This window comes from Shewanella sp. SM73 (assembly GCF_025653795.1).
Classification (GTDB): Bacteria; Pseudomonadota; Gammaproteobacteria; order Enterobacterales; family Shewanellaceae; genus Shewanella; species Shewanella oncorhynchi.
In genome coordinates, this window is sequence record NZ_JAKKRY010000007.1 from 130,795 (window position 1) to 148,978 (window position 18,184).

The 18,184-nt window shown below is 47.0% G+C and carries 13 protein-coding genes; all 13 read right to left on the bottom strand.

Features of this window, described 5'->3' with window-relative positions; genetic code table 11:
* Nucleotides 1–331: 331 nt before the first annotated feature.
* Nucleotides 332–1,219, bottom strand: coding sequence for an ion transporter (locus tag L5M51_RS11935; protein WP_263172901.1), 888 nt, complete (start codon nucleotides 1,217–1,219; stop codon nucleotides 332–334).
* A gap of 221 nt (nucleotides 1,220–1,440) precedes the next feature.
* A complete protein-coding gene (locus tag L5M51_RS11940) occupies nucleotides 1,441–2,631 on the bottom strand; it encodes an ABC transporter permease (protein WP_198573070.1) in 1,191 nt (396 codons plus the stop codon).
* 1 nt (nucleotide 2,632) lies between these two features.
* The gene (locus tag L5M51_RS11945; RefSeq protein ID WP_263173030.1) at nucleotides 2,633–3,850 is read right to left on the bottom strand and encodes an ABC transporter permease; all 1,218 of its coding nucleotides are present in this window, start codon (nucleotides 3,848–3,850) and stop codon (nucleotides 2,633–2,635) included.
* 80 nt (nucleotides 3,851–3,930) lie between these two features.
* Nucleotides 3,931–4,905 (bottom strand): HlyD family secretion protein, encoded by a 975-nt coding sequence (locus L5M51_RS11950; protein WP_168825663.1) that lies wholly within the window; start codon nucleotides 4,903–4,905, stop codon nucleotides 3,931–3,933.
* A complete protein-coding gene (locus tag L5M51_RS11955) occupies nucleotides 4,895–6,277 on the bottom strand; it encodes a TolC family protein (RefSeq protein ID WP_263172904.1) in 1,383 nt (460 codons plus the stop codon). The genes L5M51_RS11950 and L5M51_RS11955 overlap by 11 nt, the downstream gene beginning before the upstream one ends.
* Nucleotides 6,278–6,371: 94 nt before the next feature.
* Nucleotides 6,372–7,820, bottom strand: coding sequence for a metalloprotease TldD (gene tldD, locus L5M51_RS11960; RefSeq protein ID WP_113940074.1), 1,449 nt, complete (start codon nucleotides 7,818–7,820; stop codon nucleotides 6,372–6,374).
* Nucleotides 7,821–7,953: 133 nt separating this feature from the next.
* Complete coding sequence (locus tag L5M51_RS11965; protein ID WP_263172906.1) at nucleotides 7,954–8,784, bottom strand: carbon-nitrogen hydrolase family protein; 831 nt, start codon at nucleotides 8,782–8,784, stop codon at nucleotides 7,954–7,956.
* Nucleotides 8,708–13,054, bottom strand: a complete 4,347-nt coding sequence (locus L5M51_RS11970) for a YhdP family protein (protein WP_263172908.1) — start codon at nucleotides 13,052–13,054, stop codon at nucleotides 8,708–8,710. The genes L5M51_RS11965 and L5M51_RS11970 overlap by 77 nt, the downstream gene beginning before the upstream one ends.
* Entirely contained in the window at nucleotides 13,054–14,520 is a 1,467-nt protein-coding gene (gene rng, locus L5M51_RS11975) for a ribonuclease G (protein ID WP_168825804.1), read from the bottom strand. The genes L5M51_RS11970 and rng overlap by 1 nt, the downstream gene beginning before the upstream one ends.
* 218 nt (nucleotides 14,521–14,738) lie before the next feature.
* Nucleotides 14,739–15,344, bottom strand: coding sequence for a Maf family protein (locus L5M51_RS11980; protein ID WP_263172911.1), 606 nt, complete (start codon nucleotides 15,342–15,344; stop codon nucleotides 14,739–14,741).
* A gap of 2 nt (nucleotides 15,345–15,346) precedes the next feature.
* The gene (gene mreD / locus L5M51_RS11985) at nucleotides 15,347–15,835 is read right to left on the bottom strand and encodes a rod shape-determining protein MreD (RefSeq protein ID WP_105251286.1); all 489 of its coding nucleotides are present in this window, start codon (nucleotides 15,833–15,835) and stop codon (nucleotides 15,347–15,349) included.
* Nucleotides 15,835–16,839, bottom strand: a complete 1,005-nt coding sequence (gene mreC, locus L5M51_RS11990; protein ID WP_263148058.1) for a rod shape-determining protein MreC — start codon at nucleotides 16,837–16,839, stop codon at nucleotides 15,835–15,837. The genes mreD and mreC overlap by 1 nt, the downstream gene beginning before the upstream one ends.
* Nucleotides 16,840–16,883: 44 nt before the next feature.
* The gene (locus tag L5M51_RS11995) at nucleotides 16,884–17,933 is read right to left on the bottom strand and encodes a rod shape-determining protein (protein ID WP_105251284.1); all 1,050 of its coding nucleotides are present in this window, start codon (nucleotides 17,931–17,933) and stop codon (nucleotides 16,884–16,886) included.
* Between the last annotated feature and the right edge of the window lie 251 nt (nucleotides 17,934–18,184).

Below are 18,184 nucleotides of genomic sequence, written 5' to 3' on the forward strand. Positions count from 1 at the left end.
GCTAACGCAACAACTTGATTTACAACAACTACCGACAATCCGGTACACAACAGCCCCATTGGTCTTTCCTCAGTAAAATAGGTTCAACTGAACCTCATATCATTTCCGGATGTTTACCGGCCTCAATTGTTTTAAAACACATACGCCATAAATAAAAAATAACCGAGATACTGAGTATCTCGGCTATTTTTTCGGCGCGCATTCTCCCCCAAAACCAATAAGAAGACAACCCAATAAAAATATTAAGTGATCCGCAATCTGTGATGGCTTAGTGAAAAACGACAGAAATCAAGTACAAGACTTGATATCAGCTCACGATCCTCAATCTGCTTTAATCAGAACCAAGATCTCCCTTTGTCGATACATTAGAAGAATCACCAGCAGCACTGCGCAGCAAGGTTTGTAATTGTTGTAGCTCGAGTCTGATGGCTTTCAACTCCTCGTGCATTTGTCTTTGTTCCTGCTCCAAGACTTGTTTGTCCTGCTCACGCTCTAATGCATGCTCTTCGTCACTGAAGGTTTGCATGGTATTGACGATAATCGCAATAAACAAATTTAGCATAGTGAAAGTAGCCACCAGAATAAATGGCACGAAAAATACCCAAGCATAAGGGTAAACTTCCATCACTGGCCGCGAAATTCCCATAGACCAGCTTTCAAGCGTCATTATTTGAAATAGGGTATAAAACGAATCAGCAATGGTGCCAAACCATTCCGGAAACGTACCCCCAAAGATTTTGGTGGCGATCACCGCAAACACATAATAAATCAACAGTAATACCGTGGCGATCGATGCCAATCCAGGAAGTGATCCCAACAGAGCAGACACGACCCGTTTCATTGATGGCACAATTGTTAACACTCTCAGCACCCGCAACACCCGTAGCGAACGCAGTACAGCCAGAGGCCCAGATGCAGGGATCAGTGCAATCACTATCACAGTAAAATCGAACACACTCCAAGGGTCTTTAAAAAATTTCCCCCTGTAGGCATAAATCCGCAGCAATAACTCCACGACAAATACACTCAGCAGCACCTTATCAAGACTCATCAACAAAGTACCGTATTGCGCCATCAGGCTGGCTGAGGTCTCCATACCTAACTGCACCGCGTTGATTAAAATCAATGTCAAAATAAAATGACCAAACCAGTTTTGCTCAACCAAGCTAATCACTCGTGCCTGCAAACCCGTTGGTGCGTTAAGTAAAGATGTACTCATGTCGACTCCTATAATCACAATTGCGGCGATTGTAGCGAGTGCGCTTTCAGATGCCCAGTTTTTACGGTGGGTTAAATAACAACAGGGTTAAATGCAGTGGATTGAGTAAGATTTGGATAATATGAACAGCAACTTTTATGAGGGGTGGGTAAAACGTCATTACGTCCTCAGTAAACGATTAACACTCGCCAATAAATATAAATCTAAGGTATCGCTAAAAACTAATGGGTACCAATCAGCAACAATCTCGCTCGACGCTTAATCCCCAACATCGCTAGGCCGAAAAATACCGCAAATAAGCCCCAGAGTTGCAGCCATTTTGGCATCACACTCGCCCAACTTGCGCCCATTTGATTGAGTTCTAGCATGCCCATAATCGCGGGTACGGCAGGAATAAACTGTGAGCCGAGTACTAAAGGTTCTGGGATCAGTGCTATCGGCCACACAAAACCTGACACGAATAGAATAGGCATAGAGATCAGCAGTAGCACTTGGGTGGGTAAATCACGGCGAGTGAATAAGGTGCTCATGGCAACACCTGCGGCGGCGGTAGCCAGTAAAAACGGCAATAACCACAGCGCAACTAAGCCAAGGCTCGCTTGAATACTCACGTTATACCAGTGATAACAATAGCCCACATAAAAGCTGGTAAAGAAGATATAAATCAACATGAAAGCAAGAATACGACCACAGACTAATTGCACCGGTGACACCTGCTGCCAATACCCTTTATGCCGCCATTGCCCGGCCCCTAAAATGCCAGTACCTATGAGTAAGGTTTGGTGCAAAATCAGCAAGAACAATCCAGGTACCACATAGGGCGTATAACCTAGGCTCTGGTTAAAGGCAGGCACACTGTTAAGATGAAGCGAGTTTAAACTCTCTTGGGCCTGCTTAGGATTTTGTCCTTGAGCAAGCATGCCAATCAATTGCACTTGTTTACCCGCATCCATTCCAGCGCTAACTAAGCCTTCAACAACCGCGGAATAAATCAAAAAGTAACTAGCATCACCGCCATAGCTTAGCGTCACACCTTTACCGAGCAATAAATCGCGGCGGAATCCTTCAGGGATCACAAGTAAGCCGTGGGCCTTACGCGTCTCAATAAAACGCTTCGCCTCGGTAATCGAACCAACTTGGCCTATGACTTGAATTTTGGCGCTGGCATCGGCATGACGGATCAATTGACGGCTTAGGGAAGAATGATCTAAGTCCACCACGATCAGTTGTTGCTCGGTCGGCACTTGATTCAGATAGGGCAAAGGATACAAAACCGAATAAAACAGTACACCGCCAAATAAGGTCACAGCGATCGCTTTATCGCTAATAATGGCCTTAAACTCAGTGAGGATCAGTCGCCACAGACTGAGCTGACGTGGTGTGTTTGCGTGTTCGCTATTGGATAAATTCATCCTATTGCCCCTTCGCAGATATAGCTGCGTCCGAGTCATAAACCGTCACTGCAGCATTGGTGTTAACTGTGGTAGGCAGTAATTTACGCGACAGGAAATATATCAAAGGTATCAAACAGATAAAGCCCCAATAGCTGGTGATTTGGCTCGCTACACTTGGCCAAGTGGCGCCATAACTCACGATACTAACATGGGACTCAATATAATGGCTCGATGGCATGATAAGTCGCCACCACTGGGCTAATTGCGGCATTTCGTGAGTTGGGAAAGTAATGCCCATAAAGGCAAACGCTGGCGCAAATAAAGCGGTACAAAAGCTGATGACCCGCGCACTGTCACGCATCACTACAAATATTAATAACACTAAGCTCCAGACTGCCAATAACATGACTAATTGCGCGAACAATAATAGGGCTAAACTCCCCGCCATCGGCAGAGCAAGATACAAATACAGCCAAGCTAAAATAAAGCCGCCCTGCAGCATCAATATCGGCGTAAACAGCACTATTTTCGCCCACACCTTAGGCCAAAAATGTTCAGTTAAGAGATTCGACATGCCATCGGCATGAGTGGTAGGCGCTAAATGCAGCTCTCGATTTAAACTGTTTGCCATCACTAACATAGATAACAACTGCCACAGCGCAATCAGCACTGGCGGTACTAAGAAACCTATGTAATTGTTATTTCGGTTAAACAGGGCTGTTGTTTGGCTTTTGACTGGGCTTAAATTCACTGCGACTTGGGATTTCGGTGTACCATTTGCGAGCTGCTTTAAACCCGCGACTTGCTGTAATCCGTCGCCTAAACTCAGCTGAATTTGGCTTGAGAGTAACTTACCCACCAGCAAAAATTGACTGTTGTAGCGCACATCAATTGTAGGCTTATGGCCTGTAAGTAAATCCTTTTTCATATCATAGGGAAAAACCACAATCGCGTAGACTTTCGCCTGTTGCATCGCGCTTATCGCCGAGGATAAGTCGGTAAAACTTTGTGGATCGGTAACTGGGTTTGCCTTAAGCTGACGGGTCAACATGCGGCTCAATTGACTATGATCTTGGTCAACAATCGCCACGGGCAGTTGCCTTGGCAGACCTGCACTGAACAACCACCATAAGCATAAAATCCCCAGTAGTGGAATATAACTTATCAGCGCTAACTGCCAAGGGTCATGCCATAGGGCACGCAGCTCACGACGAACTAACGCTGTGAGCAACGCCATAAAGCTTATGCTCGATGGCTGTGATTCGCCCTTAATCTTGTCCGCCACGTTGGCGTGAGGCGTACGTTCAGTCACGACTTTTACTCACTACGCAGCAGCACAGACATGCCGACACGCAGATCGGTAATCGGCTGGTTTGGACGCAATTCCACTTCAAAGGTTCGCATATCAAAATCATGGCCACTTTCGGTCGAACGCCAAGTGGCAAACTCACCCATCACACTGATATGGGACACAGTAAAATCCACATCCTGCCCGAGTGCCGGAATCGTTAATTGAATTTTTTGACCTTTTTTGAAACGTTTAAGTTGGTCTTCTCGCACTTGGAACACGGCCCAAGCATCCTGCATATCAATCAGACTGACAATCGGAAAACCACTGGGTGCCAATTCACCTGCCTGTAACAGCACGTCGCTGATCTCACCCGATTTAGGTGCGCGCATTTGGCTATCTTCCATAATGGCGCTAACTTCTTTCACTGCACCTTCAGCCTTACGGGCATTACCTGCCGCAGCCACTTTGGTTTCCGTCCGCGCGCCTTCTTCTGCCATTTGATACATGGCTAAGGCTGCTTGTTCTGTGTATTTTGCCGCTTGCCATTGGGTAAAGGCTTCATCGCGTTTTTGTCTTGCCGCCACACCTTCGTTAAATAAGTTTTCGACTCGGGTATAAGTGGTTTTAGCGAGCGTTGCCGCCGCCTGCGCCTTGAGCCATTGCTCCTTGGCTGCCATCACTTCTTGACTGCGAGCACCGTTGTTGGCTTCTAGCTGCATCGCCTTAGCGGCATCACGGCCACCTTCGGCCTGCATTAACTTTGCATCTAGCTCAGGACTGCGGATCGCGAATAATAAATCCCCTTGGGCCACACTATCACCGCGGCGCACGAGCACTTGCTCGACTCGGCCTGGCACCTTGGACGAAACATTGTACTCACGGGCTTCAATCTGGCCCTGCAACAAACTCGGCTGCGGGCTATAAGCGAGCTTAAGTCCATAGGCTAAGATAAGGCCTAATGCGACCAACGCCACAAGGGCAAGTATTCTGTTAGCGCGCATTGTTTGTCTCCTGCACTTGGGTAGGGGCTGTGGTACGACCGATAAATTCATCTAGTTGACCACTAATGGCCATTAATCTGGCATAGGCTTGCACGTAACGATAACGGGCAGCCAATTGCTGAGTTTTCACTGCGCTCAGTTTCAGCTCCGCATCGACTCTGTCGATAGAGGTTGAAAGCCCTTGATTAAAGGCGATTTCCCTAAGACGCAGGTTTTCAATAGCAAGTTCGAGCGAAGTATCGAGCGCCGTCACTTCTTCCTCGGCCTGTAATAATTGGCGATAGCTTTGATCCACCAGCAGGCTCAAGTCTTGTTTAGTTTGTGCCTTGGTATAACGAGCTTGTAAGAGTGCACTTTTCGCCGCTTCGACCTTACCGCTACGACCATCGCGGCTGATCAGTGGCACATTGACCCCAACCCCAACCATCCAGTCAGGTGTGATGCTCGTCAAGAGTGTGTCTTCTTCATACAAGGTGTAGTTACCGAAGAGGAAAACCGTTGGATGGTATTTACCTTTTTCCAACGCTATTAAACCGTTCGCTTGCGTTTCTTTCGCTTCGAGTAATTTGAGCGCCGGATGTTGGCTCAGGGTAATTTGGCTGAGTTGAGCGAATGAAGGAGCCTGTGGCAGTACAAATAAGGGAGAATTTGTGCTCACCTGACTTTGCTGTAGCATACGTGCCAGCGCGATCACTGCCATTTCGTGTTGCCGACGAGCACTGCCTAAATTGACTTTAGCATTGTCTAGGGCGACCTGCGCATTGAGGCGCTCAACCTTCGCAATTTGCCCTTCGCGCTCTAGTGCTAAAGCATGATCAACATGCTTAGCTAACGAGCCAACCAGATCAGTCTGAGTATTCACCAATGCCAACGTCACATCGACAGCGTAATATCTATCCACCAGCAGGGTAAATAAATCACGAGTAGCCAATTGTAATTCTTGTTGCTTCTCGGCCACCATAGCCGCGTGTATACCTTGAGCCGCAGTGATTTGTCCGCCCGTATAAATCGGCCACATTGCCTGTAAGCTGGCGCTAAAAATATCTTGTTCACTTAAGGGCAGCGGCGGAATACCCGCAATAATGCCCCCAAGCGATGGCGGGATAGAAATCACAGAATTTAATTCTTTCAGATCAAACTCAATCGGTTTATCCAAATGAATATAGTTACCGCGAATGTCTAATGAGGGCAAATTTAAGCTCTCGCCCGCCTCTTGTTCACCCTTAGCGCGGTTAACTTCCTGCGATTGCGCTTGCAATTTGTCGCTCACCTTCAGCACTTGCTGCCAAGCATCAGTAAAGCTAATCGGCTGAGCATAGCCAGCCGAAGGCAATGATAATAGGCAAAGCCAGACTACACGTGATAGTTTCATTAACACCTCTAGAGTAGTTACTCTAATTTCCTTTGCGAATGATAACATTCATGGTGGGTAGCGACTAGAACCTATAGACGTAAGGTTCTAGGTTTTATGCTGTTCCGCCCACGGTGAGCTTATCGAGTTTTAGGGTCGGTTGACCCACACCCACAGGCACACTTTGACCGTCTTTACCACAAACGCCCACACCTTGATCTAAAGCCATATCGTTACCGACCATAGAAATCTGGCTCATAGCCTCAGGGCCATTACCGATTAAAGTAGCACCCTTAATGGCTTGAGTAACTTCACCATTTTCAATCAAATAGGCTTCGGATGCTGAGAACACAAACTTACCCGAAGTGATATCAACTTGACCACCGCCAAAGTTAGGGGCGTAAATACCCTTCTTCACTGACTTAATAATCTCACTGGGATCTGACTCACCGGCCGTCATATAAGTATTGGTCATACGTGGCATAGGCAAATGCGCGTAGGATTCGCGGCGACCGTTACCCGTTGGCGCAACACCCATTAAGCGAGCATTGAGTTTGTCTTGGATGTAACCCTTTAAAATACCGTCTTCAATTAATACGGTTCTTTGGGTTTGTACACCTTCATCGTCGATGCTGAGTGAACCACGACGATTAGGCAAGGTGCCATCGTCGACCACAGTCACTAACTTAGACGCAACTTGCTGACCAACCTTGCCGCTAAAGGCACTGCTGCCCTTACGGTTAAAGTCGCCTTCTAAACCATGTCCAACCGCTTCGTGGAGCAATACACCGGGCCAGCCATTACCTAACACCACTGGCATTTCACCCGCTGGTGCATCGATGGCGTTAAGGTTAACTTGCGCTTGACGCACGGCTTCGCGGGCAAAGGCGAAACACATAGGTAAACCTGTGTCATCGCTTGCCATTAACACGCCGTAGTCATGACGACCACCACCACCAGCGCCACCACGTTCACGTTTACCGTTTTCTTCCAAAATCACGCTACAGTTAAAACGCACCAGAGGACGGATATCGGCCGCCAGAGTGCCATCACTCGCAGCAACGAGGATTTCTTCGTGCACACCAGCAAGGCTAACCACCACTTGAATAATCCGGCTATCTAGACTGCGAATAAAAGCATCGGCTTCTTTCAGCAGGTTGATTTTTTTGACTTCTTCCATCGCCGCAATCGGATCTAAGCTGTCGTATAACGCCAATGCTTTTTGACGTTTAAAGGCTTGTACCTGAGTCTGCTCACCCGCACTAGCAATGCCACGGGCAGCCTGTACTGCAGCGCTTAAGGCGGCAGGAGTGATATCATCTGCATAGGCAAAACCCGTTTTCTCACCGCTGATGGCCCGCACACCCACACCGCGTTCAATATGGAAACTACCGTCTTTGATGATGCCGTCTTCCAGCACCCAAGATTCGTGGCGACTACCTTGAAAATAGAGATCGGAATAATCGATTTTGTGCTGATGTATGGTGTTTAGATAGGTTTGCAGGCCATCTAGCGCTAACCCATTCTTCAATAAACTTTGCTCTACTTGTGCTAAAAATGGCATCTATGCTCTCTTTGACCCCAAGGGATCTTGATATTCTGAGTGTAAATTCGGTGTACTAATTCTATGTGTTAATGCTGCGTATCGACTCAAGCGCAAATTCAGCATTTCAACTCGTCTGCTGGCTACTGGCACATTATTTCAAGCTTGGTTCAAGGAAACGATTATGCTGCATGACGGGCATTTTACTGCGAATACTGTGCAGTTCGGTTAAGTCGACCTCAGCCTGTACCCAACCAGTACCGGTTTTAAGTTCAGCCAAAATATTCCCCCAAGGACCGACTATCATGCTCTGCCCCCAGGTTTCGCGGCTACCTTCGTTATGCTGTCCCCACTGAGCTGCAGCAAGAATAACGCATTGGGTTTCAATCGCTCTTGCCTGTAACAATACCTGCCAATGGGCTTCCCCCGTCACCTTAGTGAAGGCAGAAGGGACAGTAATAATCTCAGCCCCCGCAAGGCGCATCGCCCTAAACAAGTCGGGAAAGCGTAAATCATAACAGATGGTTAAGCCAATTTTGCCAAAAGGTGTATCGATAACGCTAATGTGATCACCGGGGCAGAAGGTTTCGCTCTCGCGATATTGTTTTGTACCATCGGCAACATCCACATCAAAAAGGTGCAGTTTATCGTAATGCCCTAAAGTATCACCTTTATCATCAAACAGATAACTGCGACTATAGACACGACCATCCTCAGCCAACACCGGAATAGTCCCCGCGACCATAAACACCCGATACTTGGCGGCCAGTGCACTTAACGCCGATTTGAGCGGACTCTGATGAACATCGCCCGCATAGGCAAGTTGCTGACTTTCATGGCCACCAAACAGTAAGCTGCATTCGGGTAACACGACTAAATGGGGCGCATCGGCATCCCGTCTGAGTTCGTTAAGCTGCGATTCGATAAACAGCAGATTGGCGCTGACGTCGCGACTGCTCTGACATTGCAACAGGCTGATGTGCATTCTGATCTCCCTGAATTTGCTTAATCGGTTCTACTGCTGGCTGATTCTCTGGTGTGGCAGGCGTGTTCGGCGCTTCAGGCGAAGGCGTCGCTTGAGGTTGCTCCCGCTTTAAATCGAGCGCTTTAATTTGATCTGTTGCTGGCTTTAGCTCTTCTGACTTTGATTCTTCAGATCTGGCCTCTTCAGGCTTAACGTCTTGTGGCTCGAGCGCTTCTGGTTGTGTTGCTTGAAGCTGTGGCTCAGATTTAGCGTTGCTTGGTTTAACTTCAGTTGACTGAGCTTCAGTTAACTTAGTTTCAGTTGGCTTAGCTTCTGTTAATTGAGCCTCGGTCGATTTAGTCTCTACCGGCTGAGTGATATCGGCGTTATGACTCGCGGCTTCAGTCGGCACCGCTGGGCGCTCAACGCCAACTACAGGTAAAATAGATTCTGGAATTTCAATCTCTTTACTCTTACGCTCTAACTCTTCGACCACAGGCTCAGCCATAGTCCCAGTCACCCGAAAACGAATTTCTGAAATCACTTCAATCACAGGCTCAAGCACTTTTGTCAGGGCAAAGGCTCCCAGACCCAGTGTCCAAGCGCTGGTACTGAGCAATACGACAGTCGGCACACTTGAGGCCAACTGCGGCACAAAGCGGATATCGTAATTCAAACTTTCAGTGGTGAGATCCGTATAGCCACGCACCTTCATATTACCCGCGATGGCATCCATTTCAGTGTCTGTAGTTTTCACCACGCCATTATCAATCTGCAAATTGCCATTGAAAGAATTGAAATACATGCCCTGACCGAAGACATCGGTGAAATCCAGCGACAGTTTACGCACCAAAGAATCTAAACTGAACAGGGAGAAAATCCGCGCGCCCTTGTCACTCACCTGAGATAAGTGGCCTTTGCCTAAGTTGAATTTCACCTTGCCATTTAAGGTTTCGAGGGAGAAGGCATAGGGAGCACCTTGCCAAGATAAGTCCGCATTAACCTTCAAGGGGGCTTCATTAACGCCAGGCTCTATACCCAATTGAGCAGATAGATAACTAAACTGAGTGGCATTTAACTCAACACTGAGGTCAGTTTTATTCTGTCCAGCCTGTTGCTGCCAAATGCCACTGCCCTGCAAATTGACATTGGGCGTAGTCAAAGACAATGTTTGAATCTTATATCCTGCCGCTTGTGGGCTCGCCTGCAAAACAAGCTTTCCAAAGGATTTATCGAAGAAACGAAAATCTTCCACATTCACTGCAACTGGCGGCAAGTTAGTGAGCACTTGATCACTGGCAAAATCGGCATCCGAGTTCGGCTTTACCTCAGGTGAAAAATAGAATTTATTCGCCACAACTTTGAGACCTTGAGTTTTCCAATTTGGATAGAAATCGATCCAACCGTCAAATTCGTTGGCAACGGTATTAAAACGCCATCCCGTCTCGTTAGGCTTAGCATTAAGCCTAAGCTCCGTCAGTTGTTGCCCTAAAAGATCGAGCCGACCGATATGAGAATCGATACTCGCCACCGCGGGAAATAAACTTTTATGTGGAATATCATCAACTAAAATGCCCGTTTTCGGTATTTTCTCTTGACCAACAAAGGCATTAATCACAGGTAACCATTCGGCTAATTTGGCCTTACCGAGATCGATTTGAATATGACCTTGTTCCGTATTTCTGGCTTCATCAACATCGAATAAACGCCCCAATAACAAGTCAAAATAACTAAAATTTGCGCCTTTATCGGCATCGAAACCACCGATAAACTCAGCATGGCTGGCAAGTTTGACATCGAGCGTCGCATTATCTTGATCGCCAACAAACTCGGCGACTAAAGGTCGTGGTTCATTTTCGGGTTTAGCAAAGTATCCTGGGAGCAACAGTTGCGTCCCCAGCATATCCGAAGTCACTTTGGCTTGGATTTGATAACCTTGCTCAGTAAATAGCATAGTCATAGCACCGTCCCAACTGATTTTTCCCTGATAAAAATCACTCAAGGGATTGTGCAATTCATCGGGGAGACGGCTGAGATCCCAACGACTTTTCAGCGAAAGATTAAGGCCAAAATCTTTACCTTTAGGCTGAGTGTCGAAAGTTAAACTAAGCGGTTGTTCGAACAAGCGCGCTTTAATGCCTTTTCCTGTCACAACTTCATTCGCAAAGTCGACTACACCAGTCACGCCATGAAGTTGAAGCCCTGGCTGAGTAATATATACAGGCGTATTATCAAAACGGATTTGACCACGAATATCTTCAGCTTCACCTTCATACAGTGGAATGCTGATGTCTAAAGTGCCAGTGACAGCACCTTGTACTTGCACGACATCTAAGGTTTTGCCTACTGAGTTCGCCAAAGGTGAGGCTTGTAACACCTTAGTCGCCGCACTGCCTTGAGTAGCCAGTTCGGCTTCAATCCTTAGCAGCGTCTGTTCACCAATGGCGGGAATAAATACATGGGCACCTGTGGCATCCACATTCATCAGCTTGCCTTGGTTTAACCAAAGATCCATACGGGTATTTTCAAACAAAGCGTTAAGGGACAGATCTGTGACCGCTGGCCAGTCGGGTTGAAACTGAAATTTGGCATCTGTTAAGGTAAATGCTGCCTGAAACACGCCGCTATTATCGTCGAAGGGAAAACCACTTAACGGACCACGCCAAACAACTTGCGCATCTTGGGTCTGACCCGCTTTAAGCCCAGTATCCAAATACTCGGCCAGTGATTCACCCATCGCCTTATTGGGGAAATACTTGTCGGCATTGGCCACATTGTTAATACGAACATTGGCCGCCAGCGCCATGTGTGCAGCACCGCTAAAGTCCAAATTCAATGCCGCATCAACACCGATATCTTCATTTTCAAACTGCAACTGAGGCACATTTAAACTCAGATGTTCAGTATCGAATTGACCATTAATTGGCGCCCCATTGAACACTAATGGCGCCGAAAATTCATCACCAAAATCGAGGGTGTACAATTGTTCAGGTAGAGAGAAATACAGCGTCTTATCTTGCCAGCGCAGGTTCACATCTACAGGATGAGTATTGGGAATACCGTCAACCTTCTGCCAATGCAACTGCTTCACCTCGGTACTGGCGAGCAAAGGCTGGTCGGCTTTTTGATACAGGCGGATTGGTCCAATATTAGCCTCGGGAGCTAATGCATGCCATTGACGTAATACGGCTCTATCGACTCTAGGGAATAGCGGCAGCAGCGGCAATAGACTCTGAGTATTAACTTGATTCACATAGGCAAATAATTCATCATTTTGACGCTTCGCGGCCAGCGTTAATGCCGGCCAATGCTCACCATTGGTGACAAAATCCAGTCCTGAACTTTGTACTTCCCAACCCGTCGCCTTTGGCTGCCAAACAATATCGCCCGCTTGAATTTCAAATTTCTGCGGCTCTTGCTTTAATGTCCATTGCAGCCAGCTCGGCTCAAAATGAACCATAGCAGAACTGATGCTGCGGTCGGCAAACGTAAGCCAAGCCTTAAGATTGACAACCCCTTCTAAGGGTAACTTTTGAGTGGAATCATAGGGATTAGGTTGACGTGAAGCCCATTCACCTAAGTCTAAAGAGTTAGCCGCCAAATAAATCTGCCCAGTCAAACTGTCGGGATTTGCACCATCGCCCTTGATATCTAACTGTAATCCGAGAGATTCATGCTCAGAGGCATGACTATCAAGATACAACTCTCCCGCACCGCGGTGACGTTCACCCTGATTGCGCCAGTTCAAATGACGGATATGGATCGGGCGAAACTCTTGGTGCATGCTCAGCAATTGCACTGTGGCATTGGTTAAGGAGAATCTATCGAGTTGTTTGAGTAATAGGGCATAGAGCCAATCGAGTTGCGGGGCTTTATTAATTGTGGCGGGATCGTTTTCAGTAAGCTTATCCATGTCTAAAGCGACATGGACACCCTCAAAATTAACATCTTCGATTCGCGGGGTGAGCGTGAGCAGCGATTGCCAAAAATCTAACTTCACTTGTACGTTCTTGATCATCAAGGTCACAGGCAGTTGTTCCTGTGGCGGGATCACTAAGTCATCGATGTTAAGTGCAGGACCAAATGCCTGCCAATGGGCGGATAACTCCCCCACTTGCACATCGACTTTATATTCGCTTTTTACGTAATTCACCAGTTGCTGGCGAACTTCATCAACCTGCGGTAATAAACCACGGATCAAACTGACGGCAAGCGCAAACAAGACCAAAATAAGCGCCAGAAATTGCCAACAAAAACGGCTAAATTTTTTTGCAGTAAAAAGCGTAGCCACTACATCATCACCACATCGTATTTGTGCTGTGAGTACATAGGCTCATTTTGCAAACGGATGCGCTTACCTATGTAAACCTCAAGTTCAGCAATAAGATGATTATCATCGGTATGCAGACTTTGATACACGGCAGGCGAACAATACAACAGGAACTCATCAGCATCGTAGGCACGGTTTAAACGGATTATTTCGCGAAAGACCTCATAGGAAACCGTCTCGACTGTCTTCATGCTCCCCGTGCCATGACAGGCCGGACACTCGCCGCAGACGACATGCTCTAAACTTTCGCGGGTACGCTTACGGGTCATTTCGACTAGACCTAATCCCGAAAAACCACTCACATTGGTTTTCACCCTGTCTTTAGACAAAGCGCTAGTTAAGCTGCTAAGAACACGAGCCTTATGATCCGCCGTCATCATGTCGATAAAATCGATAATAATGATACCGCCGAGATTACGCAGACGTAACTGCCTCGCTATCGCTTGGGTCGCTTCGAGGTTGGTATTAAAAATGGTTTCTTCAAGATTCCTGTGCCCCACAAAGGCACCGGTATTGATATCCACAGTCGTCATGGCTTCGGTTTGATCTATGATCAAATAGCCACCAGACTTGAGCTCGACTTTACGGCCGAGTGCACGTTGAATTTCGTTCTCCACATCGTAGAGATCAAAAATAGGCGCAGGTCCTGAATAGTGCTCAATCTTATCGGCAATCTCTGGCATAAACTCCTGCGCAAAAGACTGCAACTCGGCAAAAGTGCGGCGAGAATCCACTTGAATACGGTCCAGCTCAGTACCGACAAAATCACGCACAATACGCACAGGTAAAGCTAAATCTTGATACAGGAGCGACACACCACTGCGTTTACGTCGCTCACTCACCTTTGACCAAACTCGGCGTAAAAATGCCGCATCTTGGGATAACTCATCTTCCCCTACGCCTTCGGCGGCGGTGCGGATAATAAAACCACCGTCATCATCAACATAGGGCAAAGTAATTTGTTTGAGACGACTGCGTTCTTCTTCAAGTTCAATACGCTGGGAAACACCAACATGGCTAGAACCTGGCATAAAGACTAAATAACGGGAAGGCAGCGTGATATCGGTCGTTAGGCGTGCGCCCTTAGTGCCCAGCGGATCTTTAACCACTTGCACCATAATGTCTTGCCCTTGACGGACTAACTCGGCGATATCACGAACAACGAAATGACCTTTCTCAACATCGGCAACACACTCAGTGTGCGGTACTATGTCGGACGCATGTAAAAAAGCCGCTTTATCTAAGCCAATATCGACAAAGGCGGCTTGCATACCGGGTAACACACGGCTGATTTTACCTTTGTAAATATTACCCACTAAACCCCGTTTCATACGGCGTTCAATATGGACTTCTTGCAGCACACCATGCTCAACTAAAGCAACGCGCGCCTCAGATGGAGTTACGTTGATCAGTAATTCTGAACCCATCTTGCGCTGTATTTTATTTGGATTTAAGCGACTGGTATTCACGACTCACCCCATTCGGGAAACTAGATTAATTAATCGAAGTTACAAACTCTCTAAGCATGAAAACCGAATAAAGGAACAAGGTCAACGTCATTGGAGTACTCGATTCAGAGCCCTAAACGCCAATAAGGTTCATTCTAACCTCAAGCCAAAATCGCAATATAAGCAACCAGCAGCAGTTAAATAAAGCCAACTTCGGCTAACAACTCACGCGTTTCAACCAGAGGTAAACCTACAACGCCAGAATAACTGCCTTCAATTGCAGCCACAAAGCAACCGCCGAGCCCTTGAATGCCATAACTGCCCGCCTTATCCATGGGCTCTTTTGAAGCCACATAAGCCTCAATGTCAGCTGTCGATAAAGCGCAAAAACGCACTTGTGTTTCGACTAAGCGCACTGAAGTTTTTAAGGTTGAGTCAGACTCGCCTGCTTTGTAGGTCAGTGCCACAGCCGTCATCACAGTATGCGTTCGGCCAGACAGTTCACTGAGCGTTTGCTTAGCATCGGCCACATCCTGCGGTTTGCCTAATATTTGATTTTCAAGCACCACGATAGTATCAGAACCTAATACAGCAGGCTGTGACATATCTGCGCATAATGCCAGTCCAGCTTGGGCTTTTTCAGCAGCTAAACGTCGAACATAATCCCTTGGCGCTTCGCCCTGTTGCACAGTTTCATCAATATCCGGTGCCACTTGCGTGAAACTAAACTCAGGACGACCGAATCCAATCTGTGCCAATAATTCTTTGCGACGTGGCGAAGTTGAAGCTAAAACTAAATCCACAGTTAACGAACCTTATAATGACGTCGAACCCGACGTAAAATCCAAAATATCCAAGGCCAGATCACTAATCCTGAAATCGCAGGTAAAAATAGATCCGTTTTGAAAACAGCCTCTTGCATCACAAATTCCACCCAATAAATCACTAAGTGATAAATACAAATCAGTAGCATGATCACTAACGACTGCTGCCATTGAGGGAAGTTTCGCAAACGCTGGCAATGCAAGATAGCAATATAAATAACCAAAGACATGGCTAAAGAGCGCACACCTAAGGTGGCTCCCAATAAAATATCTAATACTAGGCCTAAAACCCATGCGGTTAAGATGTTGTATCTGTGGGGTAATGCGATAGACCAATAGAGAACAATCATTAATAGCCAGTCTGGACGCCAAGCATCAACAGCACTTGGTAAAGGCATGATCTGGCTGATCACGCCGATAAATAATGTCACCCAAACAATAAAGCGCCCATTGGCGGCCTGAAAACTCATTAATGCACCTCAGCCACAGGAGGAGTGGTTTCCGTTGACGGTTTGGTCGCAGGCGCGGTCACAGGTTTAGAAGCCTCTGCTGGCGTGACACTTCCGCCAGCAGGAACAGCGCTATCTGCTTTTGATACATTATCGCTCGATGAATGATCCGCAGCAGGCACGGTAGGCTGACTCGGTAAGGTCACACCAGAATCGGGAGATGGCCAAATCAACAATAAATAACGAATACGATCTAACGCCGCTAAAGGCTGGGCGGTGACTCGAGCGTAACTTTGACCATCCTCAGTCAACACTTCCATTACCCGCGCGACCGGATAACCTTCCGGGAAACGATTCCCTAAACCTGAGGTGACCAGCAAATCGCCGACACGAATGTCAGTACTCTTGGCCACATGGCGCAGTTCTATTTCATCTAGCTCACCCGTACCATTGGCAACAAGGCGCACATCATTACGGGTGATACGCACAGGTAATCCGTGTGATACATCTGAGAGCAATAACACCCTGCTGGTCATTTCACTGACTTGTACCACTTGGCCAACAACCCCTTGGGCGTCGACCACAGGCTGCCCAACAAATACACCACTGCGTGAACCATGGTTTAACACCGCATAGTGATGGAAAGGATCGCTAGCAACCTCCAATACTTCAGCCACCATTTTGCGCGAATCAAGGTAGGCTGGTGAGCCCAACAGTGCGCGTAAACGTTCATTTTCTTGGCGTAAGTGTTCGAAACGCTGTAAGCGTTCACTCATCAGCAATTGCTGCCTGAGCAGCTCTTTATTCTGCAACGCTAACATATTGCGGGTGGCAAAACTTTCAGACGACCAGTCAAGCGCAACACCGGGCACGCTCGCTAAATACTGCAATGGACTAAAAAAAGAGGATAACGATTGCCGTACAGGATCGAGGCGATGATTAGCCACGAGCAAAGCCACCGACAAAATAATTGCCAGTGTCAGACGGAATTGGTTTGAAATACCACGAACAAAAATTGGCTTCATAGGAAAGCTAAGGCGGTGATTAACCGCCCCATACCGAAGTTAAATTAGGTTTCTTCGGAGAACAGATCGCCGCCGTGCATATCAATCATTTCGAGGGCTTTACCACCGCCACGTGCTACGCAGGTCAATGGATCGTCCGCCACCATTACAGGAATTCCGGTTTCTTGCATTAATAAACGGTCTAAATCACGCAATAAAGCGCCGCCGCCAGTTAACACCATACCGCGCTCAGAAATATCTGAAGCTAATTCTGGTGGAGATTGTTCTAACGCCACCATCACAGCACTTACGATGCCAGATAATGGCTCTTGTAAGGCTTCTAAAATTTCATTGCTGTTCAGTGTAAAGCTACGAGGTACACCTTCTGCCAAATTACGGCCGCGGACTTCGATCTCAAGTACTTCATCGCCAGGATAAGCAGTGCCGATAGTGTGCTTGATACGCTCAGCCGTAGCTTCACCAATCAAACTCCCGTAATTACGGCGGACATAGTTGATGATCGCATCATCAAACTTATCACCGCCGATACGTACCGAAGACGAATACACTACACCATTAAGTGAAATAATCGCGACTTCAGTGGTACCACCACCAATATCCACCACCATAGAGCCGGTCGCTTCAGATACCGGTAAACCCGCACCAATCGCAGCTGCCATTGGCTCTTCAATTAAATACACTTCGCGAGCACCAGCGCCCATGGCTGATTCACGAATAGCACGGCGTTCTACTTGAGTAGCACCAACGGGCACACACACAAGCACGCGTGGACTTGGACGAAAAAAACTATTGTTGTGCACTTGTTTAATAAAGTGCTGCAACATTTTCTCCGTCACATAAAAATCTGCAATAACACCGTCCTTCATTGGGCGGATAGCTTGGATATTGCCAGGCGTTCTGCCTAGCATTTGTTTAGCTTCTGTGCCGACCGCGGCAACAGATTTCTGACCGGAGCCACTACGCTCACCACGTATAGCAACAACAGAAGGCTCATTGAGGACTATGCCTTCGCCACGAACATAAATTAATGTGTTAGCTGTACCCAAATCGATCGATAGATCATTAGAAAAAATGCCGCGTAGCTTCTTAAACATGTAACTAGCCTGTATTCTGTGGAGTCAGAAGAAAAGAAAAATCAGCTAACTTTATCAATGCCACCCTGATTCCACAAGACCGAGGAGGTTAACAATCGCTAATGAAGTGATTTTTTTTCAAATCGCCACGTAAAAAACAGTATTTAAGCGGAAAATACTGTTTATTGACGAAAATATCAGCAACAAAAAACGAGTAAACATACAATTCAGCAACAAATATCAAACTAAGGCATTGCATTTAGAATCTGTTA